This window comes from Flavobacterium sp. xlx-214 (assembly GCF_013874595.1).
Lineage (GTDB): Bacteria > Bacteroidota > Bacteroidia > Flavobacteriales > Flavobacteriaceae > Flavobacterium.
Genome location: NZ_CP059431.1, coordinates 2,534,347 through 2,558,207 on the forward strand (window position 1 = coordinate 2,534,347; position 23,861 = coordinate 2,558,207).

22 protein-coding genes are annotated in these 23,861 nt (G+C 30.6%); 1 reads left to right on the forward strand and 21 read right to left on the reverse strand.

Translation table 11 applies throughout. From position 1 onward, the window contains the following. Positions 1–140 precede the first annotated feature (140 nt). Complete coding sequence (locus tag H1R17_RS11850; RefSeq protein WP_163433086.1) at positions 141–764, forward strand: hypothetical protein; 624 nt, start codon at positions 141–143, stop codon at positions 762–764. A gap of 136 nt (positions 765–900) precedes the next feature. Here H1R17_RS11850 and H1R17_RS11855 read toward each other — a convergent pair whose 3' ends face one another. The 21 genes from H1R17_RS11855 to H1R17_RS11955 form a co-directional block, all read right to left on the reverse strand. Further along, positions 901–1,320, reverse strand: coding sequence for a hypothetical protein (locus tag H1R17_RS11855; protein ID WP_163433085.1), 420 nt, complete (start codon positions 1,318–1,320; stop codon positions 901–903). Positions 1,321–1,352: 32 nt separating this feature from the next. Beyond that, entirely contained in the window at positions 1,353–1,937 is a 585-nt protein-coding gene (locus tag H1R17_RS11860) for an acetyltransferase (RefSeq protein ID WP_163433084.1), read from the reverse strand. A 4-nt stretch (positions 1,938–1,941) separates the two neighbouring features. Beyond that, entirely contained in the window at positions 1,942–2,547 is a 606-nt protein-coding gene (locus tag H1R17_RS11865) for a sugar transferase (protein ID WP_163433083.1), read from the reverse strand. Between the two features lie 60 nt (positions 2,548–2,607). Then, a complete protein-coding gene (locus tag H1R17_RS11870; protein ID WP_163433082.1) occupies positions 2,608–2,955 on the reverse strand; it encodes a four helix bundle protein in 348 nt (115 codons plus the stop codon). 61 nt (positions 2,956–3,016) lie between these two features. After that, on the reverse strand, positions 3,017–4,222 hold the full coding sequence (locus tag H1R17_RS11875) for a glycosyltransferase family 4 protein (protein WP_163433081.1): 1,206 nt from the start codon (positions 4,220–4,222) through the stop codon (positions 3,017–3,019). Between the two features lie 19 nt (positions 4,223–4,241). After that, positions 4,242–5,312: a glycosyltransferase family 2 protein gene (locus H1R17_RS11880; RefSeq protein WP_163433080.1), complete on the reverse strand. Its 1,071-nt coding sequence runs from the start codon at positions 5,310–5,312 to the stop codon at positions 4,242–4,244. Positions 5,313–5,318: 6 nt separating this feature from the next. Then, the gene (locus tag H1R17_RS11885; protein WP_163433079.1) at positions 5,319–6,638 is read right to left on the reverse strand and encodes a glycosyltransferase; all 1,320 of its coding nucleotides are present in this window, start codon (positions 6,636–6,638) and stop codon (positions 5,319–5,321) included. 3 nt (positions 6,639–6,641) lie between these two features. Next, a complete protein-coding gene (locus H1R17_RS11890) occupies positions 6,642–7,667 on the reverse strand; it encodes a glycosyltransferase family 2 protein (protein ID WP_163433078.1) in 1,026 nt (341 codons plus the stop codon). Positions 7,668–7,683: 16 nt separating this feature from the next. Continuing rightward, positions 7,684–9,189: a lipopolysaccharide biosynthesis protein gene (locus H1R17_RS11895; RefSeq protein ID WP_163433077.1), complete on the reverse strand. Its 1,506-nt coding sequence runs from the start codon at positions 9,187–9,189 to the stop codon at positions 7,684–7,686. 5 nt (positions 9,190–9,194) lie between these two features. After that, positions 9,195–10,223: a hypothetical protein gene (locus H1R17_RS11900; protein WP_163433076.1), complete on the reverse strand. Its 1,029-nt coding sequence runs from the start codon at positions 10,221–10,223 to the stop codon at positions 9,195–9,197. 6 nt (positions 10,224–10,229) lie between these two features. Then, complete coding sequence (locus H1R17_RS11905; RefSeq protein WP_163433075.1) at positions 10,230–11,438, reverse strand: glycosyltransferase family 2 protein; 1,209 nt, start codon at positions 11,436–11,438, stop codon at positions 10,230–10,232. An 8-nt stretch (positions 11,439–11,446) separates the two neighbouring features. Continuing rightward, positions 11,447–12,571 (reverse strand): EpsG family protein, encoded by a 1,125-nt coding sequence (locus tag H1R17_RS11910; protein WP_163433074.1) that lies wholly within the window; start codon positions 12,569–12,571, stop codon positions 11,447–11,449. 7 nt (positions 12,572–12,578) lie between these two features. Continuing rightward, complete coding sequence (locus H1R17_RS11915; protein WP_163433073.1) at positions 12,579–13,775, reverse strand: glycosyltransferase; 1,197 nt, start codon at positions 13,773–13,775, stop codon at positions 12,579–12,581. Positions 13,776–14,108: 333 nt separating this feature from the next. Beyond that, on the reverse strand, positions 14,109–14,723 hold the full coding sequence (locus H1R17_RS11920; protein ID WP_163433072.1) for a hypothetical protein: 615 nt from the start codon (positions 14,721–14,723) through the stop codon (positions 14,109–14,111). Positions 14,724–14,760: 37 nt separating this feature from the next. Next, positions 14,761–17,142: a polysaccharide biosynthesis tyrosine autokinase gene (locus H1R17_RS11925; RefSeq protein ID WP_163433071.1), complete on the reverse strand. Its 2,382-nt coding sequence runs from the start codon at positions 17,140–17,142 to the stop codon at positions 14,761–14,763. A 1-nt stretch (position 17,143) separates the two neighbouring features. Continuing rightward, the gene (locus H1R17_RS11930) at positions 17,144–17,896 is read right to left on the reverse strand and encodes a polysaccharide biosynthesis/export family protein (RefSeq protein ID WP_163433070.1); all 753 of its coding nucleotides are present in this window, start codon (positions 17,894–17,896) and stop codon (positions 17,144–17,146) included. 132 nt (positions 17,897–18,028) lie between these two features. Further along, positions 18,029–19,222 carry an aminotransferase class I/II-fold pyridoxal phosphate-dependent enzyme gene (locus H1R17_RS11935; RefSeq protein ID WP_163433069.1) on the reverse strand — a complete coding sequence of 398 codons (1,194 nt, stop codon included), beginning with the start codon at positions 19,220–19,222 and terminating at the stop codon, positions 18,029–18,031. Between the two features lie 338 nt (positions 19,223–19,560). Further along, positions 19,561–20,031 carry a transferase gene (locus tag H1R17_RS11940; protein WP_163433068.1) on the reverse strand — a complete coding sequence of 157 codons (471 nt, stop codon included), beginning with the start codon at positions 20,029–20,031 and terminating at the stop codon, positions 19,561–19,563. Between the two features lie 771 nt (positions 20,032–20,802). Further along, entirely contained in the window at positions 20,803–21,759 is a 957-nt protein-coding gene (locus tag H1R17_RS11945; protein ID WP_163433067.1) for a glycosyltransferase family 4 protein, read from the reverse strand. Between the two features lie 5 nt (positions 21,760–21,764). Then, positions 21,765–22,655 carry an NAD-dependent epimerase/dehydratase family protein gene (locus H1R17_RS11950; RefSeq protein ID WP_163433066.1) on the reverse strand — a complete coding sequence of 297 codons (891 nt, stop codon included), beginning with the start codon at positions 22,653–22,655 and terminating at the stop codon, positions 21,765–21,767. Beyond that, positions 22,652–23,860, reverse strand: a complete 1,209-nt coding sequence (locus H1R17_RS11955) for a glycosyltransferase family 4 protein (RefSeq protein WP_163433065.1) — start codon at positions 23,858–23,860, stop codon at positions 22,652–22,654. Before H1R17_RS11955 ends, H1R17_RS11950 begins: the two co-directional genes overlap by 4 nt. Position 23,861: the final 1 nt, after the last annotated feature.

Sequence of the window (23,861 nt, forward strand, 5' to 3'; positions counted from 1 at the left end):
CTATTTATCTTCCAATGCTTTTATCTCATCATTATTATTTTTTATTGATTTTGATAAAACTCTGCTTTTGTTGTTGTTGTTTTCTTTAATTTAGAAAATAGGTTCTACGAAATCAAAATGCATTATTACACCTAGGAAAAATGAAAGAAACTTTATCAGAAATATTCATTAATCTTTGCTCAAAATATTCAAATGATGCCGATCTTATCATTCAATATTGGAAAGAAATTGAGCAATCTTATTCACAAAAAAACAGATATTATCATAATTTAATTCATTTAGAAAACATGGTGATGGAATTAAGTAAAGTGAGTAAAGATTTAAATGATATAGACTCCCTTTTATTTTCAGTATTTTATCATGATTTAATTTATAAAAGCACATCAAAAGATAACGAAGAAAAAAGTGCCGAAATTGCAAAAATTAGATTACAAAAAATAAACATTAACAGCGAACAAATCAACAAAATTTACAATCAAATATTAGCTACAAAGTCGCATAAAATTTCTAATGATTCTGATACAAATTACTTATTAGATGCTGACTTATCAATTTTAGGCAAAAAATGGAATGCGTATGAAACTTATACAAAGCAAATAAGAAAAGAGTATTCAATTTATCCGGATTATATGTACCATCCCGGAAGAAAAAAAATTCTAGAACATTTTCTAACCTTTGACAGAATATACAAAACAGATTATTTTGTTGAAATTTACGAAAAACAAGCTCGCGAAAACATTTCAAGAGAAATAGAATCTTTATGAATTACAGTTAACATTGTACTTACTGTGCAGAGTCTGTTTTGTTTTAAAGAACTGGGCTTCGGCTCCGCTCAGCCAACTTTACGGCTCCGCTCAGCCAACTTTACGGCTCCGATCAGCCACCTGTAGGTTTTCTTTGCTATAGTGCTTTCATATATGCTGTAATCATTTTTTTGGAAGGACTATTATCTACAGCCACACCGTATTGCACTACTTTTTGATTGTATTCTGCGGTTTCTCCATTAAGGATAGCTTGTTCTACCTCAGCTACCTTAATTTCAATGGACTTTATGTTATTTTGGCTTAAAAAGGCTTTGTAATTTTTCAATGCTTTTTTATTTATTTTAAAGTAGGCTTTTCCTGGTTTTTTGTCACATGTTGCATACGGAAAACCATAAATATCTTCTACCTTGGCTTTCTGAGCTATTTTACAATTACTTTCCACTTTGCAAAAAGCGGTGTTTATTTTCACAATGGTAACTTGTTCAAGCAAGAACAAACTTAACCCTACCACCACTATACCTAACAGTAATAAGAACTGTTTTTTATTGTCAATCATATACAAACGTACTTAACGTTGTTCTACTTCTCTTATTTAATTATCCTGCCTGGGTTGCCTACCAAGGTAACACCATCTGGAACATCTTTAATTACCACTGTACCTGCACCAATGGTACACCATTTACCAATTTTAATGCCTTGTATTACACAGGTACCTATACCTATGTGCGCGCCTTCACCTATTTCTACATTGCCCGCTAGAGCAACATTTGGGGAAATATGTACAAAGTTATTTATTTTACAATCATGATCAACCGAAGCATTTGTATTGATAATACAATGATTACCTATGACAACATCAGCATTTATTGAAACACCAGCCATTACAACACTTCCCTCTCCTATTGTGGTACGTTTTGAAACATTAGCTCTGGGATGAATTAATTTATCATATTCAAAATTATCATTCTCATTTACTAGCTTCTTTCGAACTGCATTGTTTCCAATTGCTATAATGACTTCTATTTTTTGAGTAGGAATTGTATGTATCACTTCATAATTCAACACCTCATTTTTATTGATATCCAAATCAATAAAACCTGTAATAACCGCACCACTTTCTTCAGCAATTTCTGCAATTACTTTTCCATGACCACTTGCTCCGTATATATACATTCTTTTAATTTAAACCGTTAAAAGCTTCAGCAGTTGCTTGTCCTTGTTGCGAGATACCTTCACTTTTAAACACTTTTTTAAATGTAGTGAAAAATACTTTTACATCTGTAGTAAAAGAAATATTGTCTACATACCAAACATCTAATTCAAATTTCTTAGTCCACGAAATAGCATTGCGTCCATTAACTTGCGCCCAGCCTGTAATACCTGGACGTACTTGATGGCGTTTTTTTTGATCCTTGTTGTACAAAGGTAAATACTGCGGCAATAATGGCCGTGGCCCTATTAAACTCATGTCTCCTATTAACACATTAATTAATTGAGGAATCTCATCCAATGATGTTTTACGTACAAAAGCTCCGATTGGAGTTAAACGTTCGGCATCAGACAAAAGATTTCCGCTGACATCTTTTTTATCATTCATGGTTTTGAACTTGATGATCTTAAATATTTTCTCATTCATTCCTGGACGCGCCTGAAAGAAAAAAGGTTTGCCTTGATTGGCAAAATATAAACCTATTGTTACAATGATGAATAGCGGACTTAATAACAACAATCCGAAAAATGCTGCGAAGAAATCGAAAAGACGTTTAAAAAAATGTTTATACATGTTTTTTCAAGTTTAAAGGAAAAAGTTTAAAGGAAAAAGTTTAAAGGAAAAAGATACTTTTTACTTCAAGTTACTTTTCACTACTATTGCTCCAAATATATTTTTTAATTCTTTACTTTCGTTTAACAAAATCTGTAGTTCTTCTGAATTAAATCCTAAAGCGATTAAAATTCTAATCCAATAATTAGATTCACGGGCTTCTCGCAAAACTATTTTAATTTTATTATTAAAATCAGCTTTAGACGAAGCCGCTTGCGCTTCTTCATAATTTGCACCAACAGACGTAGAGGACTTGATGAGCTGATTTTTAATTACCTTTAATTCTTCATTATATGGTAAAGTCCGTAAAAACATCAATGTATTTACTCCAAAATTAAAAGTTCTTTCTAACAAATCATTTTCTTTCATTTTTCTCAATTTTTACTTTTCACTTCCTCCTTTTTACTTTTCACTTTTTACTTTTCACTTTTTACTTCCTCCTTTTTACTTCCTCCTTTTTACTTTTCACCTCTCCAAGTAACCTTTGATATTCTTGCAACAATGCATTCCAAACCACTTGCTGTTCGTAACGTGCTTGAATCATTGGGCGTGCCTTTTCTTGTAACTGATTGTAATATGCTTTATCTTCTATTAACTTTTGCATAGCACCTAATATAGCATCTGCATTTTTTACTGGTATGATGGTTCCGTTTTCTCCTTCAACGATTATCTCATTGCAACCGTTGATGTTACTAACAATACTTGGTAAGCCCATTGCACCCGCTTGCATTACCACATTAGGAAAACCTTCGCGGTAACTTGGAAAAACTAAAGCGTCTGAAATTGCAAAGTACGGATGTACCTCTTTTTGGAAACCTACACTGATGATGTTTGGGTTGGTTTTAATTTCTTTTAGTGTTTCTGTGCGTAACGGATCTAATTCGGTTTCGAAAGAACCAACTAATAGAAGTTTTATTTGCTTTTGATTTGCGGTTCTCGATAAACTCGAACTGACGCTAATTTGCTTAAATGCTTGCACTAATTCGTTAATACCTTTGTCACCGACCAATCGACCGACAAAAACGAAAACAAAATCATTATCGGAAATGTTTAATTCTATTTTGAGTTGGGTTTGTAATTGTTCTGAAACACTATTTTTAGAAAAATATTCTAAATCAATGCCATTTACATTTCCATTAGCCAATACTTTCAATGGTTTTGAAGTAATTTTATAGTTTATTAAGTCATTTTTAACTCCGTTACCTTCTGGATAGATATTGGTGGCAGCCCAGCATAACAATTGATCCATTTTGATTAAAACTTTTTGAATGAAACCTGTTCTTGTAGGAAAAATAAGTCCTGTAAAGGTATGCATACGTATTGGTACTTTAGCCATTTTTCCGGCTAACATGGTTAATAGCCCTGCTTTGGGTGTGATGGAATGAACGATAGCTGGTTTTTCTTTTTTAAATTGAATATACAGCTTAGTTAATGAAATAATATCTTTTACAGGACTAATTCCACGTTCTATGTTAATTGCTACGGTATTTATACCTTCTCTATCATGCACTTCATTAAGCATTGCTCCCTTAGAAGATATACCCACAACTTCGAAGTTTTTATTTAAAAATGCTAATTGTCCTCGTAACAAAATATTAAGAGAAATTGGAACTGTAGAAGTACGAATAATTTTCATTATCTATTTTTAGATTAAATTAATTTGATAGCTTTTTATTTCTACTAACAATGTAATTGATTACAGATAGAAAAATATATAATCCAATAGCACTATTCATTTTAGCCGCCAAAAAGAACATTTTCCATTTTAATGGAAAATACTTTAAATCAAGTTGAGAAATTGCTTCTTTGTAATTATTCTTATTTAAAATTTTTTTTATACCTACAACTTTATTTATTATGCTTTTATCAGATGCCATTTCATTCAATCCCAATCCTATTACCCCAAGAGCTATTCTATTTTTTAAGGCTTTAACAAAGCTACTATCTAAGGAAAAATTAACAATTGCTTCATTCATGTGCGCAAAAAGATTATCCCATTGAATTACTAAATTTGGTCGATAAGCAGAAGTATATGAACTTAGATTGTCTCTTCTATAATGGTAAAAATGTCGGTGAAAGTAATAAGCTTTATTAATTTTATGAAAATAATAAATGTTAAATAAAGCATCTTCAGCGGAGCCTATAATTTTAGTGTCAACAAATTTAATAGAGTTACCTTTTATTATATTTGTCTTATATAATTTCATCCACACTGGTACAATTGAATCTGCGTTTTCAGGATTTTTCAATTCTTTATCTGTCAGACCAAAAAGTCTAAGAAAAAGGCTTTTACATCCTACTTCATCAAAATATTGATCTTCCAATAAAACATCTTTAGGTAATGACACTGTTCTATATTCCCTTACATACGAACAAAATACAACATCAAAATCATCCTCAGATATTTTTGACACTAATTCCTCAAAAGTATTTAAATCTAACCAGTCATCACTATCCAAAAAAGCTAGGTATTTTCCTTTACACTCCTGAATTCCAAAATTTCTAGCTGCTGATGGTCCTTTATTAGATTGTTGAAAAAATTTTATTCGAGATTCTTGTCTTAAATATTCAGTAATTATTTGGGCACTCTTATCAGTACTACCATCATCTATTAAAATAATTTCAATATTATTATATGTTTGATTTATTAAACTATCAATACATTGAACGATATAATTCTCAGCATTATAAACAGGAACAATTATAGATATTAAAGGTTTTTCCATTGATAATTATTTAGATAATTCTTGAAAATCTTTACGCAATTCTTCAATAACGATGTCTTTCTTATGATTTCGAACACCGCAATCCCATGCTTTATTTGCATATTCTTGCATAACATTTGGATTCTTTAAAATTTGATTTAACTCTTGCTCTATATTCAATATATTATCAATACAAATTGCTGCATCTTCTTTTTTTAAGTATTTATAAGGAGAACTTTTACTCCAACAAATCGCCATTACACATCTCCCTGTGTTTAGTAAATCAATTATTTTAGTTGAAAATGATAATCTTGTTAATAATTTTTGCTTAACATCAAATGATTCTACATGTAATACAATATCAGAAAGTTGATAATAATCTTGCATTTGGTCACTATTTAATCTACCTAATATGATACTATTCTTACCATCATTTAATAATTTATTCAGTTTCTTAGTAATAGGAGTCTGTGTACCAATAAGTAATTGAAAATTAAAACACTCTGTATTTAATTTACGTATAGTTTTAGCTAATTTTGATAATGTTTTGTATCTATTATAAATCAGATTTCCACCATAAAATAGTATTATTGGTTTTTGACGAACATCTTTTTTATATTTAGGCATTTCATTAAAAGCTCCTGCTTTTTTTAAAACTTTCATTGGAACATTTAATACTGGTTGATATTCATCTAATTGTTCCTGTGTCATAGTATATAACAATGAGTAATGTTTTGCTGTTTTCCTTACATTTGCTCTAAGAATTAACCTATTAATCCAAAACATAGGTGATATTGAAAATTGTTTAAACGTATAAACATCATCAGAAACATAAGAAATCATCTTTTTATTCATAATACTAACAACGAATCTATCTATTCTATGAATAAATATGCCTGAATATAATGGAGCAAAAATAATATCAGGATTATGGTCTTTTATAAATTTCTTTAGTTCTTCTGATTTCCAAACAGAAATAGCCCAAAGGATATTTTGTAAGAAATATAATGTATGATTGAAGAATTTTTTTAAAAATAAAATAGGCATACTATCTACTCTTGATCGATTATTAAATTCAGAATCATATAAAGATTTGTAATTTTTCTCAATCAAAATCTTACCAAAGGATTTTCTATTTAAAATAGATTTTAACATTTTAGACTCAGAAAGATGAAAGTATTTTGTACAGATTTTATTATTTGGCAAAGAAGAATTTGTATAAATTTGAGCAAATTCATAATCATCTTTTAATGGTTCAAAAAGATTTGTCAATACATTTCCTCCATTACTTTCATTTCTCCAAGCTTCGCCTGAAATTATAAGTATTCTCTTTTTTTCTTTTTCCATTTTCTAATTTCTCTTTCTAAACTTCTCTATATATATATAAATAAAACCTACTAACTTTATAGTATATTTCATACCCAGCAACTTCACCATATATTTAATAAATACTGATTTATTATTTAATGAATATTTTAATATTTTTTTCCGTTTATTAATTTCGTCATAAAACAATTCAAAATTAACTTCTGATAGTTTAGAAAGTTTAAGTAGTAGAATACAATATAAATAAGCAATAAATCCTCGCATTGCTAGTTTTAAATTATCTTCGTAATTATTATTATCTATAATTTTAGTCCATTTATCAATAATATATAATTGATCACTAAATGTCTTTTTATTGATTTCTGATGTTATCGACCCATCTCTATTCTGTCTATAAACATAAAATGCTTTAGGATATTCAATCTGCTTTTTCACAACTAAGCATAAATGAATAAACCAATCACTATCTTCACCAATCAAATCTTTAACAAAAAAAATGTTATTTTTTAAGATTAGCTCTCTTTTCACGGCTCTTAAACATGCAGACGAAGATTGGCTACCATGTTTTATCATTTCTATCAGCTTTAAATTTGGATCCTTTATTGAATTAGTAGATGGTACCAAACTATTTCTATCATAAATTTTATTTTCAGGACTATATAAGTGCTTGCATCTAAATAAAATGGTATCGATTGATTGATCTTTCTCTAAAATCGCAGCGATATTACCCAAATGTATATCACCTTCCCAGTAGTCATCACTATCTAAAAACATTAAGTATTCACCAGTAGCAGCTCTAATACCAACATTCCTAGCATCAGACAAACCACCATTTTCCTTATGAATAACCTTAATTCTGTTATCTTTTTTTGCAAAATCATCACAAATTTGCGAGCAATTATCTGGAGAACCATCATCTACTAAAATTACTTCTATATTTTGATAATTTTGATCCAGTACGCTTGATACGCATTTTACAAGATACTTTTCAACATTGTAAATAGGTATAATGATGCTCAATAAAGGAATCTTATTTTCTTTTAATAACATACAATAATTATAATATTTATATTCGACCTTTTAACATTCCAATAATCATATTTTTTTCATTAACTCGCATACCTACAAACCATTGTAATATGATATAAAATATAATAAGAATAAATCCTTTTATAATAAAAGCTATAATTAAGCTTGGTAAAACAATGTAATTTTGTAGAAAAAAACCAAAAAGTAATAGCGGAAGCCATACGAGCAGCTGACTACCAAAACACTCTTTAAAAAATCTTGGGATATCTAATTTGATTCTTTTCCAATAAATAAAATTCATTCCAATCACATGACAAAGCATAATTCCTGTAAATATGCCTATTCCACTACCAATTGCACCATAATATGAACTTAAATAATAAGAGATCCCAAAGCTGATAATCGAGGCCCCAATAAAAAGTATTGCTCTATATTTTAATTCGTTTATTACAAATAAATATGTATAGGCAACTTCTTGAGTAACTGTAACAATACTTGGTAAAACAAGTAAAAGTATAACATAGTAAGACTGAGAAAAATCTTCCCCCATCCATAAAACAACAAAATCTTTACCCAATATTATTAATCCAATAAAAAAAACACCCATTACTATAAGTTGAATTCGACCAACTTTTATCATTAAATTAGTTACTTCAACCTTATTATTTTCTCGAGTTTCTATTTTAGATATTTCTGGAAGAAATAAACCATTTAGGGCATGTGCAAGTGTCCAAATGTATCCTTCAATGACAATTGCAATAGAAAAAATTGCTATTTGCTTAGTCCCAGATACCATTGCAAGGACAGTAGGGGCAACATTGACCAAGAGTCGTTGTGCAATCCCTATTATAGATACCCACAACGAAAATTTAAAAAGCTCTTTCAAAAGCAAAGAATCCCTGTACTTAAAATTGATAGATAAATCAAATTGCTTTATAGAAACAAGAATTTTAATTAGTATAACTAATATTGTAAAGAATGCGTTAACTAAAACAAGTGCATAAAGTTTGAATCCTAACAAAAGCATGATAATCATCAATGCTACAGTACCCAGTTTATTGACTAAATCTAATTTTTTAAGTATAGAGAATTTTTCATAAGCGATAAAAACGCTATCTAATGGAACAAAACTAAAAGACAATAAACTATATAAACTTACAATTATAAAAATATTTTTGAATGTAATTACTTCCCCGGGAGTTAATTTAGTAAATATTTGATTTGAATATAAATAAACAAAAAATAAAGCTATTATAATTATGAAATTTAAAATTATATATACTTTCCCTACTAAACCAAGTAAGTTCTGCATTTCATTAATCTTGTTTTCTATTTTATACTTTGCTAAATATCTTGCAATAGTTGCACTAAGTCCAAAATCCATTACAAAATATGACAAGAAACTTGTTACTAAAATATAGAGCCCATAATCAGACATACCAATGGTTTTAATCATCCACGGTGTGTACAAAAAACCTATGATAATATTTAAAACAATAGTACCATAGGAAAGTAATGCTGCTGATTTTATTTGGGAGGACATTTTCTTTAAAATATTTTTTTTATCATTTTTTTTCTTTCCGACATTGAAGAATAAACAAGTTGTCTAACAATTGACTCTATTCTTCTTGAAAAACGGACAAACCCGTTACCCCCGACTAATTTTCTGTGCAATTTTTCATATTCCACATTCCGAACAACATACTTGGGATGTTTTAATGGGAACTCTATTTCAAATCGTTTTTTGAAAAATAATTTTTGCGTTTGAGAATCCAATTTTTTCAAAGAGTTTACAGCATGAGTGCTATCATCTGTCAAACCGACATTAGTAATCAAATTATATTTAGGGGTAATTATCATACTTGAATACAAAAACATTATTAGCCCAATTGAATATTCCCAAGATATAACTTTATTAGATTTCAAATTTTCCTCTCTTAATCTACGAGTAACGCTTACAAAATCCATTATACCTTTTACCTTTAATCCATGTTCTTTAATATACTCATTAAGTACATCTGCGGTATTACCACTTAAAAGGTAGTCGAAATTTTTCTCCTCACATATTTTATCCCATGTTCTCTTCCAAGTTGCCCAACCCCATCCTGCTGCTACATTTGAAAAAAAATAACTATCATCAGTCCCATTAAAACTATCGAAATAATTCATCCCACTAATCATATGTATTCTCTCGTCATCTTTATATTTTTCTAGTACATCAGCACAAAATGGCAAGAAACTATCCGCAGGAATACAATCATCCTCTAAAATAATTAATCGATCCACAAATTCAAATGCCCATGATATTCCAGTAAAAACACGATGATCACATGAAAGATTATCAGTGGCATAATTCCTGTGAACTTCACATTCCCAATCAACATTTTCTACGATCTTCCTACATTCTTCGATTTTAAGAGCATCAATTTCATTCCCAATTCTTGCTCCATCTTGAATTAAAAAAAGTTTTTTTGGTTTTATCCTCCTCAAAGCTTCAAACACTTGAGCTAAAGGCTTTGGCCGATTAAAAAAAATCAACGCTACACCAACTTCAGTTATTTTATCAATTATTTTCATTAACAACTATTTTAAATTTTTAAAAGGGGAATAGTTTTTTCTTTTTAAATAATCATTAAAAACTAAATATGCCTCATTGATATTCTGAATATCTTGATGATTTTCTATAGAATTATTCCCTCTTTTTAAACGACCTTTAATTCTAACAATAAGATCATTAATAGGTCCCTTAATATACCCATTAAAGAGTTTAAATGTTTTGATAAGATTCCCAAATCTATTTATTTGACAGTAATTGTCATAATTAACATCTGTGTAATTATTAAATTCTTTATAATTTTTATAACAATAAGCTGACAAAGTAGCTACATCAAATTTCTCTACTAAATCAAGCCTTTTCATTTCTGTCAATGCAGCCAATGCAGTATCTGCCCACAAAGTTTCTACACTGTAGAATCGTGGAACTAAATAAGACCATTGGTAATTATCATGCCCTGCCAATTGAGGTGCTGTATCCAACTCTCCGTGATGACGTCCAGTAGATGAGTGACCGGAACCACTTTTGCGACATACTCCAGGAATTGTCAAAGGATAATTTATTTTTAACACTTTATCGACAACTAAAGAAAGTGTTACTGCTCCATAAATATCTGGCGATAATCCTCCAAAATATTTACCAGTTATACTTTTAACTTTATCCATTGCACTTTTAGTAATTATGCCATGATAAATTTTTGCTAAATTATATCTTAAGTAATTTTGCCCTCCAGTAGATAACAACTTATTTAGTTCACTCTTGGAATCAAAAATTTTTACTTCTGAATCGAAATCAATGATCATAAGATTACCAGAATCTTTTTTATAATAATTAATACCTACTCCTGGCCAAATATAATTTAATGATATGTCAGGACTAATTGCCTCAATGTTATTCTCTTTTGCCCAAAACACTACTTTTTCGATTTCTGGATTAATTCCATCGTCGTCTCCAATCATACACAGGTATTCACCATCACTGATTTCTACACCTTTGCTAAAGTTGTCAACAAAAGAAAGAATTCCTGGCGAATAATTATATTTAATCCTTTCGAGAAAGATACTGTTTTTAAAAAAATCCATCAATCCCTCATCATCACTGTTATCTTGTAAAACAACCTGTACTTTATCTGACGTATTTTCCAAAACCTGTAAAGCAGCCGCTATAACATATGATGTTCGATTCCTTGTTGGAATAATAATCGATAATAAAACCTCACTTTTATTTTGCATTTTCATAGTATATTTTAATCTACATAATAGCCTTTTATTAGACTTATTTCATCCCAAAAAAAGCCATAAGGATCGGCATTCCATCCAGATTTAATCATTAGTAGGATTAATATTAATATTGTAAAAATTCTAATCTCAAATTCTTTTTCTTTTGAAAAAGAATTAAACGAATGAATAACATTGGGTATTAAAAGCAACATAAATATAGAAAAATACTGTACAACCCGCATTGCAGAAGGATTTACCCATGTAAGCGGAATAAATAATAATGCTAAAGCAAATGCATTGTATGCAAAATATGCTTGATTATTTTTATTAAAAACCTCTTCACTTCTTAAAAGTGCCATTATTGTTATAATTAAAAATAAAAAAGTAAATGTAAATGTACCAGCTCCTTCATATACCTCATAATCCTCATAACCTGCCATTTCCTTAAAATATTGAGAAATTAAATTTCTACTTAACATAAGTAAAGGAAACAATGTTATAACAATCCAATTTAATTGTTCCGACTTTTTTATATGCGCAATAAAGTAAAAAGGAACAAAAATTAAGACCGATTTATGTATAGTAGCGGCACTTAAAATAAGTAAAATAAAAGGAATAAACTTCTTTTTCTTTATATATTCAAAAGCAAATAAACTTGCAGCAGTAGCAATAGTTTGACGATGCCCGGTAATTGAAAAAAAACTGTAAAATAAAACTGAGTAAATAACAAATGCTAATACAGCATCACTTAAACGACTCGTATTCTTTAATATAAAATTACCAAGAGCCAAAAAAAATAAAATTGCAATTACAAATAATAACACTTGATATTCATTAGTTACAACATTAATTACTTTTTCAAATAGACTATATCCAGGATCTTTTCCTATACCATTAGCATATACATTTACAAAATTTTTAAAAATATTTTGCCAAGATTTGTCTTTAATTTGTAAAAAAGAAATATAGTAAGAGTACGTATCACTACCTACTGCAACATTTCGTAAACCAGACTGTAAAATAAGTATGCAACTAATTATTTGTATGTATTTTTTTCTTACAAGAAGTGAATTTCTGTTTTCTTCATATTCTTTTGAAAAATAAAGACCTATTAACAAAATTAATAAAACAACAATTAAATTTATTATCATGATCCAATCATTTTTTATAAATATTAATTATTTGATTTACATTAGTTTTCATATCAAAAAAATCTTCAACATATTTAATACTACTTTTAGAAAAATATAGCTTTGTTGTTTTTTGTATGCTCTTTACCGAAGCTATAATTTGTTGAATATTTCTTTTTTCAACAACAAATCCACATTTAGAATTAACAATTTCTCCACATGCAGTAGAGTTATATACAATTGCAGGTGTACCACAACTTAATGCTTCAACAATTACTTTCCCAAAGGTATCTTCTGTTGATAAATGAATATAAACATCTGCAAAACTATAAATTTTAGCTAGTTCTTCTTTTCCGTTTATATAATCAATAGCGATACAATTAGATGGTAATTTACTTTTATATTTATTTTCCCCAACAACTAATAATTGATATTCATCAGACAATTGAGAAGCTAATAACATAAGATCATCCCATCTCACAGAACCAGGATACCACCCTGCACTTACAAAAAGTAAGGTAAACTTATTAGGTTTAAGGTTGTATTTTACCAAATCCACCTCTACTGAAGGTTTAAAAATGGTATGATCTACCCAATTGTAAACCATATGAATTGAATTGTTTTTTAAAAATGATTTCTTAACTTCTTTCTCTAACCACTTAGATACAGGTTGTATTGTTAAATTTTTAATTGATCGAAACCAACGTTTTTTATCTAAAAATATTGTTTTTGAAAAATCTAGAAATAAACTTGGGGGATATTGTGCTAATTGCGGACAATTATTGCAAAGTGTTTGCCATTTATAACATTCTACATCGGTATAATGTGAGCATTTTCCTGTAAATGCCCAACAATCATGTAAAGTTAAAACTACTTTACCATTAAACGTACTTAAAAAAGTAAATAATATTTCTAGATTTAAATAATTTCCATGTAAATTGTGTAAGTGTATTACATCAGGATTGTAAGATTTTATAAACTCAACCAATTTTCTCGTGCCATTTTTACTAAAATACCCTTGTTTACCTAATATTCTTGAACCCAGATTATGTATATGGTTTTCAATTCTAGATCCTATTTTAAACCCGTTAGCATACCCTTTAGATATTTGACCATAAGCAATAAAACATTCATATCCCTGGTGTTCTAATTCCATAGCAATATCAGTACAAATAGAACCTGTACTGCCATAACCTGAAACCGAATTTATCATTAAAACTTTCATATTTTAATACTCAATAAAACTTATAAGACAATACAAATAACCAGAGAATATTTTTTTAATTTATAGTTAATTTTTTATTTACTTAAAATCTTTGTGTTTTATTGACATTAATTGCAAATAAACAAACGTTATTTAAATGAATTCATTTTTACCTATACTGTATAGTTTAACTTCATATCTAACAATACAATTTACATCTAAAACATTTTTACCGTAAAATAAAAACCATAATCCAAACATTTTATTATAAATACATTGTTAGCTATAAACTATAGATTTATTTTCATTAACAAATAATAAAATCTAATTACTATAAAGAATTTAATTCATATATTACTCTCCTAACTTCAATTGCAAACCTATGTTGGCTGTTAAATAACTTCCTGTAGTACCACCATAAATGTTATTTGAAGCTACATCATATGCTTGGTTAAAATTTATAACATAAGTTCCGTCTAAAAATATATTTATTCTTGAAGCCAATGTATACATTGGTTTTAAACCTATTTGTATGTTTCCCATTTTATTAGCTTGTTTAACAATCTCTCTATATGCAAAAGCCCCTCCAATACCTGCATGTGCAACAATTTCAAAAGGTTTTTGCTGAGTATAAGAATCTGATTGATTGATAGCTGTTAAAATATTATAAGTTGCCTCTATCATAAATTTATGATATTCAACGCCTAACTTACTACTATTTTTATTTGTAAAACTTTGATAAGCATATGAAGCTCTTAATCCCCAAATATCATCAATTTTATAGTTTATAGCACCTTGAAAGTTTATAAAACTAAGATAGTCAGCAGCTTTAATATTTTCAGTAGGACTTAATGGAACTGCCATACCATATGATGCCTCTAAAGAAACAATATCTAATACGGAACTTTCTTGCGCATTTACTTGTGTTAAGCTTAATAAAGCACCAAGTGCTAAAACTTGTTTTTTCATGTTTTTATTGAATTTTAAAATGTTTTATATGTTACTATTATTTGAAAATTTGGTACCATTTTTTTGCTTTTGCATCATTACCATACCCATAACCGTACCCATACCCATAGCCATAACCACGGTTGTAATTGATGTCATTCATAATTACGGCAATATTGTTTAGTTTTTTATTCTGGTTCATATCTTTTAAAACTTCTAGCATACGTTTATCTAAATAATTAGCACGTACTATGTACAAGGTAACATCGGCATGAGAGGCAATAACTTGCGTATCGGTAACCATACCCACTGGTGCGGTATCTATTAATACAAAATCATAATTTTCTTTACATTCGTTTAATAGCTTAATGTAGGTGTCTTGCATTAACAATTCAGCAGGGTTTGGTGGTACTGTACCTGCCGGAAGTACATCAAAACGGTACTGTTTAGGTTGTTTTAATACGTACTGTTTTAACGTTGCTGTTGGGTTTATTAAAATATCTGTTAATCCTTTTTGTGCAACAGTACTCGTTGTTACATCTAAATAAGTTAAGATTTTAGGCGAGCGAATGTCTGCACCAATAACAAGTACTTTTTTACCGGTAAGTGCTAATATTTGTGCCATGTTTACGGTGGTAAAGGTTTTACCCTCGCCGGCTATGGTAGATGTAACATAAATAACTTTACCAGCTGTTGTTTTAGGTAACACAAAATTAAGATTGGATCTTAAAATTCGGAAGGATTCTGCTAATCCTGAACGATCGATTTCTTTTATGATGTTATTATCAGACTTAGGAATATCGCCCAAAATAGCACCGTTGAATACAGCTTTAATATCTGCTTGATCTTTAATGGTGTTGTCTAGTAAAAACATTACAAATAATATACCTACAGGCAACAGACACCCTAATGCCAAGGCTCCTAAATAAATGGTGTTGGCTTTAGGAGAAACAGGTGTATTTTGTGTAAAAGCCCAATCAACAATTTTAATAGCATCAACTGATGCTGATGACTTTATTTCGGCTTCTTCGCGCTTTTGTAATAAAAACAAATATATAGCTTCTACAATTTGTTGCTGACGTGCAATTTTGCGCACGCCGCTTTCTTGTTGTGGTAGTTTGTTTAAACGTGAATTGGTTTCTGCTTTTTTGTTTTGTACTGCGTTTAATTGTGTTTGTAAGAAGTTTTGATACAAACGCAAACTACTTAAGATGCTTGTTTTACTATCTGCAATGTTTTTATTAATGCCATCCATTGCAGGATTGTTTTCTCGCATTGATTTGGCATACTCTTGCTTTTCTAACACCAACTGATTGTAATTGTTGATGGCATTGCTTAATGCTGCATCTTGAATACCAATGTTTGATGGAAGTAAGGTATTTGTATTTTGATTTAGATTTTGTGTAAGTTGTTTTGCTACTTGTAATTGTGCTGCATGTGCAACTACTTCTTTATCTACCTCTATAGCATCTGTTAAAAATAAATTTGCTTCTGCCTCTGCATTGTTTATTTTATTGGCTGATTTGAAATTTTCTAATTTTTTATCTACTCCTTGCAGATCAGAACTAATAATATTTAAACGTTGATTAATAAAGGAAGATGTTGCCGAGGCAAGCTTTTTATTATCTTCAAAAATATCTTTGTTATACGTATCGATTAAGCTATTAATGATTAATTCGGCTCTTTCTTTACTTTGATCTACTAAGGTAAATTGAACAGCCATTGATTTTTTATCAGCATCGGGCTCGATTTTTATTTTACTAATAAGCTCGTTTACTTTATCTTTTAAAGGTGTAACCGTAATTGTAATTTCTTCATTAAAACTATTGTTATTTAATGAGGATGCTTTAAAAATAAACGCACCTAATTTTGATGGATATGATTTACCGATATCATAAGAACCTTCTTTAATTAAGCTGCTTTCTACCACTTGTACTTGTTTGCTATTTGTAACAACAAGTGTTATGGAATGGTACTTTGGGTTTTGATGCACTAAACTATCTGACAACCACTGTAAGGTAACTGGTGATTGCGTAGCCATCATTTCAACTTCTTTTATTTTACCTTTACTGAAGTACTGTACATTGCTTTGATTTTGCTTTACTACTTTGGTAACCAAACGACGTGATTTCATGATCTTGATTTGATCAATGACAATGGCATTAGAAGAGGTACCACTAAAAGTTGCAGCAGCGTCTGCTAAGGCATCTAGCTCTGGAGAGCTGCTTCCTTTTTCGTTAAGTAAAATTTGAGCAGATGTAGCGTATAATTTAGGCGTATATCTTAAATATAGAAAAGCTATTAGTAGGGCTACTATTGCACTAGCGGCAATCCATTTCCAGTAAAACAGGTACTTTTCAACTAATTGACGTAGACTTACTTGTTTACTTTCTTTATTTAAAGATTCAAATATGGGTTTAGGTTGTGTATGCTGATTCATGTTATTTAGAAAGTACTGCAATTACGGAAATAATGATACCTGCTACAGAAACAAATAAACTGTAGTTGACCACTGATGATTGAATTTTTGCTTTGTTTGGTTCTACATAGACCACGTCATTCTGCGCAAGATAGTATACGGGAGAATTCAACATTTCTTTTGAGGTTAAATCTACCTCAAACGTTTTTTTTTCGCCGTTTTGTTCTCTGATGACCATTACATTGGTACGCTTGCCTTGGATGCTTAAATCGCCCGCTAATGCAATAGCTTCTAACAAGGTGATGCGCTCGTTAGGTAAGGTAAAAGTACCAGGATTGTTCACCTCGCCAATAACCGATACTTTGAAGTTTGTAAAATTGACATTGACCCCTGGGTTTACGATGTAATTGTTTAGCTTGGTTTTTAAATAATCGATGGCTTGCGTACGGGTTAAACCTCCTAACTGTACTTTACCAATAACGGGATAATCAATACTGCCATCTTCGCCCACGGTATATACATTCTGAGCTTTTTCGCCAGAAGAATTACCTGTTTGATAAATACTGGTTTGGTTGAAAGGTTCTGTTGCTTTGATATCGGCAGCAGAAACCGTGATAGCCAACATATCAAACGGACGTATTTTTGGCACCGCCTTTTCATACTGTGTATGTAGGTCTGCATTGCCTTGTAAATACACCATATCTTTTTTAGAAGCGCAAGAGGCTAAAAATGCGATGCTTATAATAAGCATTGTGTAGTAGAATTTATATTTCATTTTTTAATGTTCGTGTATTCTTTATAACATTCTAAATGCGGTTGCCCAAAAGAGGTTAACCGCATTGTTTAATTAATACTTTAATGTTATAAAACAATTTATTGCTAATTATATATTGTTATTATATTAATTTTAAATTTTATTTATAAGGGATTGATTGTATTTTGCTGTACCGAACATATGTTCAATAACTTCTTTTATACGGTCTCGATCCTCATTGGTTAAATTTGAACCCGATGGTAGGCACAAACCACTTTTAAATAAATCTTCTGCCACAGTACCTCCAAAATAGGGTGCTTGGTTGTAAACAGGTTGTAAATGCATTGGTTTCCACAAAGGGCGCACTTCTATGTTATTATCTACGAAAGCCAAGCGCAAGTCTTCATTACTGAACCCTACAATACTTTTATCGATTAAAATAGCAGTTAACCAATGATTAGAAAAATAATCAGCATTAGGCTCTTTTAAAAGTGTAACCCCTTTGATGTTTTTAAACAATTCTGCATAAAAGGTGTGCATGGCTCTGCGTGCTTCAACCCTTTCGTTTAACACTTCCATTTGTCCGCGCCCTATACCTGCCGTAATATTGCTCATGCGGTAGTTGTATCCTATTTGCGTGTGTTGGTAATGTGGAGCTTCATCACGTGCTTGTGTTGCCAGAAAAACGGCACGGTCTCTGAAAATTTGTTCTTTGCATACTAATGCACCACCGCCAGAAGTAGTAATGATTTTATTGCCATTGAAAGACAACACGCCAAAATTACCAAAAGTACCGCACTTTGTACCTTTGTAACTAGAACCTAGTGCTTCTGCTGCGTCCTCAATTACTGGTATATGAAAGCGGTGTGCTACTGCTAATATCTCATCCATTTTTGCTGGCATGCCATACAAATGCACTACAATAATTGCCTTTACTCTTTTGCCTTTTTGAATACGCTTAACTATGGCTTGTTCTAAAGCAACAGGACACATGTTCCACGTATCTTTTTCAGAATCAACAAATACTGGTTTTGCACCTTGATACATAATGGGATTTGCAGAAGCGGTAAACGTTAATGATTGGCAAATTACTTCGTCGTTCTTAGTTACGCCACAATTAATTAAAGCTAAATGTAATGCAGCTGTACCACTGGACACGACTGCTACCTTAGACTTATCTTTTAAAAAGTTTTCTAAATCGTTTTCGAATCCAGTGATATTTGGTCCTATAGGCGCTATCCAGTTTTCACTAAATGCTTGTTTTATATAGTTTATCTCATTTCCTCCCATATGTGGAGATGATAACCAAATTTTAGTTGCTTTTAAAGCATAGTAATGTTTTAACATTTAGTAGTGTTTTTAAAAGTCTTGTGTATATAATATTTGTGAATGATTTACTAAAAACTGTTAAACGACTTTAACAGTTTTGCTAATTTAGCTTTTTTTTTTAAACAATGTTTAATTTTTGTGTAAAATTTACCCATTTCTGCAATTTGAATGTAACAGCTTTAAAAACAGCCCATTACATTTAAAAAGAGTGTTAAAATTGTTGATTTATTTTTATAAATATATTTTAATTACACATTTTCTACAAAATGTACCTTTATTTATAAATGAACCAATAAAAAAAAGTGCTTTTAACGGCACTTTTTTTTTTAAAATAACACTATATGTATTGGTTTTTTTTAAATTACCTGGTATCTTTCTACCACTCCATTAGGTTTAATGGTTTTTAATTGCGTAATTTTTGCTTCGGCTCCAATATAAGCTCCAGGATATACCATAACGTAGTTTTCTAATATTACCTCATGATCAATGGTTGCATTTGGCTGTACAATAACAAAGTTTCCCAATTGAGCATCGGCTTGAATAACTGCATTTGCTAAAACTACAGAACCAGTGCCAATATTTACATGATGTGAAACAACAGCTGACGGATGCACTAATGTAGCAAAAGTGTGTTTTACTTTAGCAGCGATGCGTTGGCGGCACTCATTGTTACCTATTGCAATTACAACCTCTGCATTTGGATATTGTTTTTCATTGTAATCATCATCTGAATTACAAATTTGAACTATGCTGCCATTTAGCTTTTCAATAAGATCGGCAACTACTTTTGCGTAGCCTCCGTTACCTATTATTATATACTCTTTCATTAGTAGTTTTTTACAAATTTAGGAACAAAAACAATACCATAAGATATTAACTGTTGAATTATTGTATGTTCTATGTTGATGAGTTGAACTGTTTAATCGTTGAAGTGGCTTCAACGGCGCTCAGCCACCTAGTTACGAAGGTGAATGGCTGTTGCGTTGTAGGTTGTAGGTTCTATGTTCTATGTTGATGTGTTGAATCGATGAACTGGGCTTCGACGGCGCTCAGCCACCTAGTTACGAAGGTGAATGGCTGTTGCATTGTGGGTTCTATGTTCTATGTTGATGTGTTGAATCGATGAACTGGGCTTCGACGGCGCTCAGCCACCTAGTTACGAAGGTGATTGGCTGTTGCGTTGTAGGTTCTATGTTCTTTGTTGATGTGAGGAAAAGCCACCTAACCCCCGAAGGGAGAATTAGTGTTATTGTGATGAAGCGAAATGGCTGTTAGGTTGTATTGCTGTTTACTTCTGCTTATATTAAAACCAGATACCCAACTTAATTATTTAGCTACTTGTGGGACATAGCATCAGGTGCGATGTGACAGAGGCTGAATACATCTTTTCTGGTTGTTATTCCATATTTGATGCAGCGTTGCTTTCTGCGTTTTGTTTATACAATTCCAATTTCTCTAAACAGAATATTTCGGTTTTTATCTAACTTTTTTATGGGCAAAAACTACAAACACAAGCATGAACATACTACTTAGTCTGAGCATATTTCACCCCAGATTGCTAAAAATAATGAAGTTATTATAATCTTAATTAAGGATTTTTATAAGTTATGTTTTTTAATCATATTTTGTTTTATTGTTAAATACAAACCACTACCTACTAATAAAACAGCAATAGCAACTATTATTTGAACTTGCATGCTTTTGCTTGCTGCCCAAATAACTATACCGCCAACTATTAATTGTAGAAGTCCGTATACAGACGACACTACTAATTTATTGGTTTTATTTTCATTTGCCAAATACTGATACAAATGGCTGCGGTGTGCTTTGAAAATATTCTCTTTTTTAGAAAGTCTACGAAGGATGGTCCAAACAGCATCAATACCATACACTGCTAAAAACAAAAGGTAAAACAAAGAACCTGTAGTTACCATTGCTTTTGCTATTAAAAAAAGTACTATGAATGCAATGGCTACAGAACCTACATCACCCGCAAAACATTTTGCTTTTTGTCGGAAATTGAAAAAACCAAATACTATACACGATAACAATACGTAATAAATAAACTCTGGATCAATAAAAGGATATTGGGTATTTACATATGCAAGTAATAAAAGAACAGCTGTACTGTATGAAACCGTAATACCATTTATACCATCCATAAAATTGTAAGCGTTAATAGTACCAATAGCTACCACAACAGCTATTGGAATAACCCAAATGGGGAATATAAACAGATCAATTTCATAAAACATCAATAATACACTGCTTAAGTGTATCAACAAACGTATTTTATTAGAAAGCGTAAAGATATCGTCTAAAAAACTAATAATGCTAATAGCTGTAAGACCAAGAAAAAAATAAGGATATTGAAAATCGGAATAAAAAAAGAATGCTAATGCTCCAAAATAAAAAATAATCCCTCCACCACGCAACGTAATAGTTGAATGTGAACTGCGTTCATTTGGTTTATCAATAATATTGAATTTATCTGCTATTTTGAAATACAGTAATTCTACAACAAATAAAATGACTAAAATGATGATGTATTGCATGGTTGTTATTTAAAACTTTTGATGGTAATTTCCAATCCTTGTTTTGCTGTTAAAGGCAATTTATCAATACCTAATGCAGCTTTTATTTTTTGGTTTGAAACAATATAGCTTTCTGTTAATTTTTTTAATCTTTCAGAATTTAATGGTAAAGGTACTACATCTCCTATTTTTACACCAAATTTTATTAATGCACTTGGTATGTGCCACAATTTTGGCTTAACATCTAAGGTTTTACTTATTAAAGTTACTAATTCATTCGTTGATAGGGTTTCATCATCTGCAAAATTATAGATCCCTGATGGTAGTTGCTTATTAGTAATCATTTGATGTACTAAATATGATAAATTATTGATGCTTAAAAAAGATCTTTTATTTTCAAACGAGGCCAATGGCCAAGGCATTCCTTTTTCTACTACTTTGTATAGCAAATTAAGATTGCCCTTATTACCTGGTCCGTGAATCATGCATGGACGGATAATAAATAGTCTTTTATTTTCAGGTAAATCTTGAGCTAACAGGTATTCCTCAGCTTCTATTTTAGATTGGCCATAAGGGGTTATAGGTTTTGGGCTAACATCTTCGGTTAAAACTCCGTCTACGGTATCTGCTGCAGCTTTAACAGATGAAAAATAAAAGAAATCTTTAGCATTAGACTTTAAAAATTCATCAAACAATTGAATTGTTAAATCTCTATTGACCTTAAAATACTCGTCAGAAGAAGATGTATTTGAAGTATCGTGCGCCTTACCTGCTAGATGAATGACAATATCTATATTAGTTGGTAATTGCCATACTCCTCTCAATGATAAAGCATTAACATTGAATGACTTTTCTTGCAAATAAGGCTTTAAATTCTGACCTACAAACCCAGAGGCACCTGTTATAATAATGCTCATTTATTCTTTAAAATTTTTTCTAAATTATCGATACAAGATTTTAATGTAAAACGTTCATTAAAATACAATTTACCATTTCGTCCCATTTTCTCTAAAACTCTTTTGTCAAGAATTGAAGCTTCTTTAATAACCTCAGATAATTTAATTTCATTTGATGCAGGCACTGCAAATCCACAATCAGCTTCATTTATTGTGTCAGCTCCTTCCCCATTTAACATAGCTAAAATTGGCTTACCAGAAGACATGTAGGCTTGTACTTTTGCAGGAACAGTTAAATTAAAAATAGGGTCGTCTTTTAAACTAACCAATAACAAATCTGCTTTAGAAAAGAAAGTTGCCATGGCTTCAACAGGGAAACGCCCAACTGTATGAACTGTTTCTTGTAACTTATGTTCTTTAATAAAATCTTGTACAAATGGCATTTTTCTTCCATCACCAACAATTACAAATTTTATTTCTTTATGACTTTTCAATAATAAAGCTGCTTTCATAATGGTGTCCATATCTTGCGCTTCACCAACATTTCCAGCAAATAAAATTTTAAAGCCTTCTGGTAAATTAGGAATTGGATAATTGGTTTCACCTTCTGAAATACTTTCTTCTGCCCAATTTGGAAAATACTCAATTTTATCAGCAAAATCTCCTTTCTCTAAAATTGATTTCCTAAATCCCTTTGAGGTTATCAAGATTTTCTCTGATTCTTTATAAAAACCTTGTACAACACGTTTATAATAATTTAGAACACTTTTATTTTTTACTCCACCTGCAATTTCCAGACTTTCTGGCCATAAATCCATCACCCAAAAATAAATAGGTGTTTTTTGAATTTTCTTAACTGTAAGCGCTGGATAAAACTGAGTGATTGGTGAAGGTTCATGCACAATAATTGCATCAAATTTCTTCTTTTTTGCCAATTTTCGAGCCATTAAAGAGGCAAAAAAAGCAAAAGAATAATAATTTAAAAAAAGGCGAGCCCCTCCTCCACTTCCTCTTGGTAATAATAAAGACCTAATTATCTCAACACCATCAATTGTTTGATTTCTATTTTTTTGATAACCATACTCTTCATAAATTTTCCCTTCAGGATAATTTGGAATTCCTGTAAGAACCGTTACTTGGTGGCCACGCTTTTGTAATTCAAAAGCTAGATCGGTACTTTTAAAGGTTTCTGGATAAAAATATTGGGTAACAATAAGAATATTCATT

Excerpts from the sequence above, each read along its gene's own strand:
- H1R17_RS11925 (WP_163433071.1), bottom strand. The coding sequence starts at position 17,142 with ATGAATCAGCATACACAACCTAAACCCATATTTGAATCTTTAAATAAA.
- H1R17_RS11930 (WP_163433070.1), bottom strand. The coding sequence starts at position 17,896 with ATGAAATATAAATTCTACTACACAATGCTTATTATAAGCATCGCATTT.
- H1R17_RS11855 (WP_163433085.1), bottom strand. The coding sequence starts at position 1,320 with ATGATTGACAATAAAAAACAGTTCTTATTACTGTTAGGTATAGTGGTG.
- H1R17_RS11875 (WP_163433081.1), bottom strand. The coding sequence starts at position 4,222 with ATGAAAATTATTCGTACTTCTACAGTTCCAATTTCTCTTAATATTTTG.
- H1R17_RS11870 (WP_163433082.1), bottom strand. The coding sequence starts at position 2,955 with ATGAAAGAAAATGATTTGTTAGAAAGAACTTTTAATTTTGGAGTAAAT.
- H1R17_RS11895 (WP_163433077.1), bottom strand. The coding sequence starts at position 9,189 with ATGTCCTCCCAAATAAAATCAGCAGCATTACTTTCCTATGGTACTATT.
- H1R17_RS11950 (WP_163433066.1), bottom strand. The coding sequence starts at position 22,655 with ATGAGCATTATTATAACAGGTGCCTCTGGGTTTGTAGGTCAGAATTTA.
- H1R17_RS11935 (WP_163433069.1), bottom strand. The coding sequence starts at position 19,222 with ATGTTAAAACATTACTATGCTTTAAAAGCAACTAAAATTTGGTTATCA.
- H1R17_RS11860 (WP_163433084.1), bottom strand. The coding sequence starts at position 1,937 with ATGTATATATACGGAGCAAGTGGTCATGGAAAAGTAATTGCAGAAATT.
- H1R17_RS11885 (WP_163433079.1), bottom strand. The coding sequence starts at position 6,638 with ATGGAAAAAGAAAAAAAGAGAATACTTATAATTTCAGGCGAAGCTTGG.
- H1R17_RS11920 (WP_163433072.1), bottom strand. The coding sequence starts at position 14,723 with ATGAAAAAACAAGTTTTAGCACTTGGTGCTTTATTAAGCTTAACACAA.
- H1R17_RS11955 (WP_163433065.1), bottom strand. The coding sequence starts at position 23,860 with ATGAATATTCTTATTGTTACCCAATATTTTTATCCAGAAACCTTTAAA.
- H1R17_RS11940 (WP_163433068.1), bottom strand. The coding sequence starts at position 20,031 with ATGAAAGAGTATATAATAATAGGTAACGGAGGCTACGCAAAAGTAGTT.
- H1R17_RS11865 (WP_163433083.1), bottom strand. The coding sequence starts at position 2,547 with ATGTATAAACATTTTTTTAAACGTCTTTTCGATTTCTTCGCAGCATTT.
- H1R17_RS11880 (WP_163433080.1), bottom strand. The coding sequence starts at position 5,312 with ATGGAAAAACCTTTAATATCTATAATTGTTCCTGTTTATAATGCTGAG.
- H1R17_RS11905 (WP_163433075.1), bottom strand. The coding sequence starts at position 11,438 with ATGAAAATGCAAAATAAAAGTGAGGTTTTATTATCGATTATTATTCCA.
- H1R17_RS11900 (WP_163433076.1), bottom strand. The coding sequence starts at position 10,223 with ATGAAAATAATTGATAAAATAACTGAAGTTGGTGTAGCGTTGATTTTT.
- H1R17_RS11915 (WP_163433073.1), bottom strand. The coding sequence starts at position 13,775 with ATGAAAGTTTTAATGATAAATTCGGTTTCAGGTTATGGCAGTACAGGT.
- H1R17_RS11910 (WP_163433074.1), bottom strand. The coding sequence starts at position 12,571 with ATGATAATAAATTTAATTGTTGTTTTATTAATTTTGTTAATAGGTCTT.
- H1R17_RS11945 (WP_163433067.1), bottom strand. The coding sequence starts at position 21,759 with ATGCAATACATCATCATTTTAGTCATTTTATTTGTTGTAGAATTACTG.
- H1R17_RS11850 (WP_163433086.1), top strand. The coding sequence starts at position 141 with ATGAAAGAAACTTTATCAGAAATATTCATTAATCTTTGCTCAAAATAT.
- H1R17_RS11890 (WP_163433078.1), bottom strand. The coding sequence starts at position 7,667 with ATGTTATTAAAAGAAAATAAGATTCCTTTATTGAGCATCATTATACCT.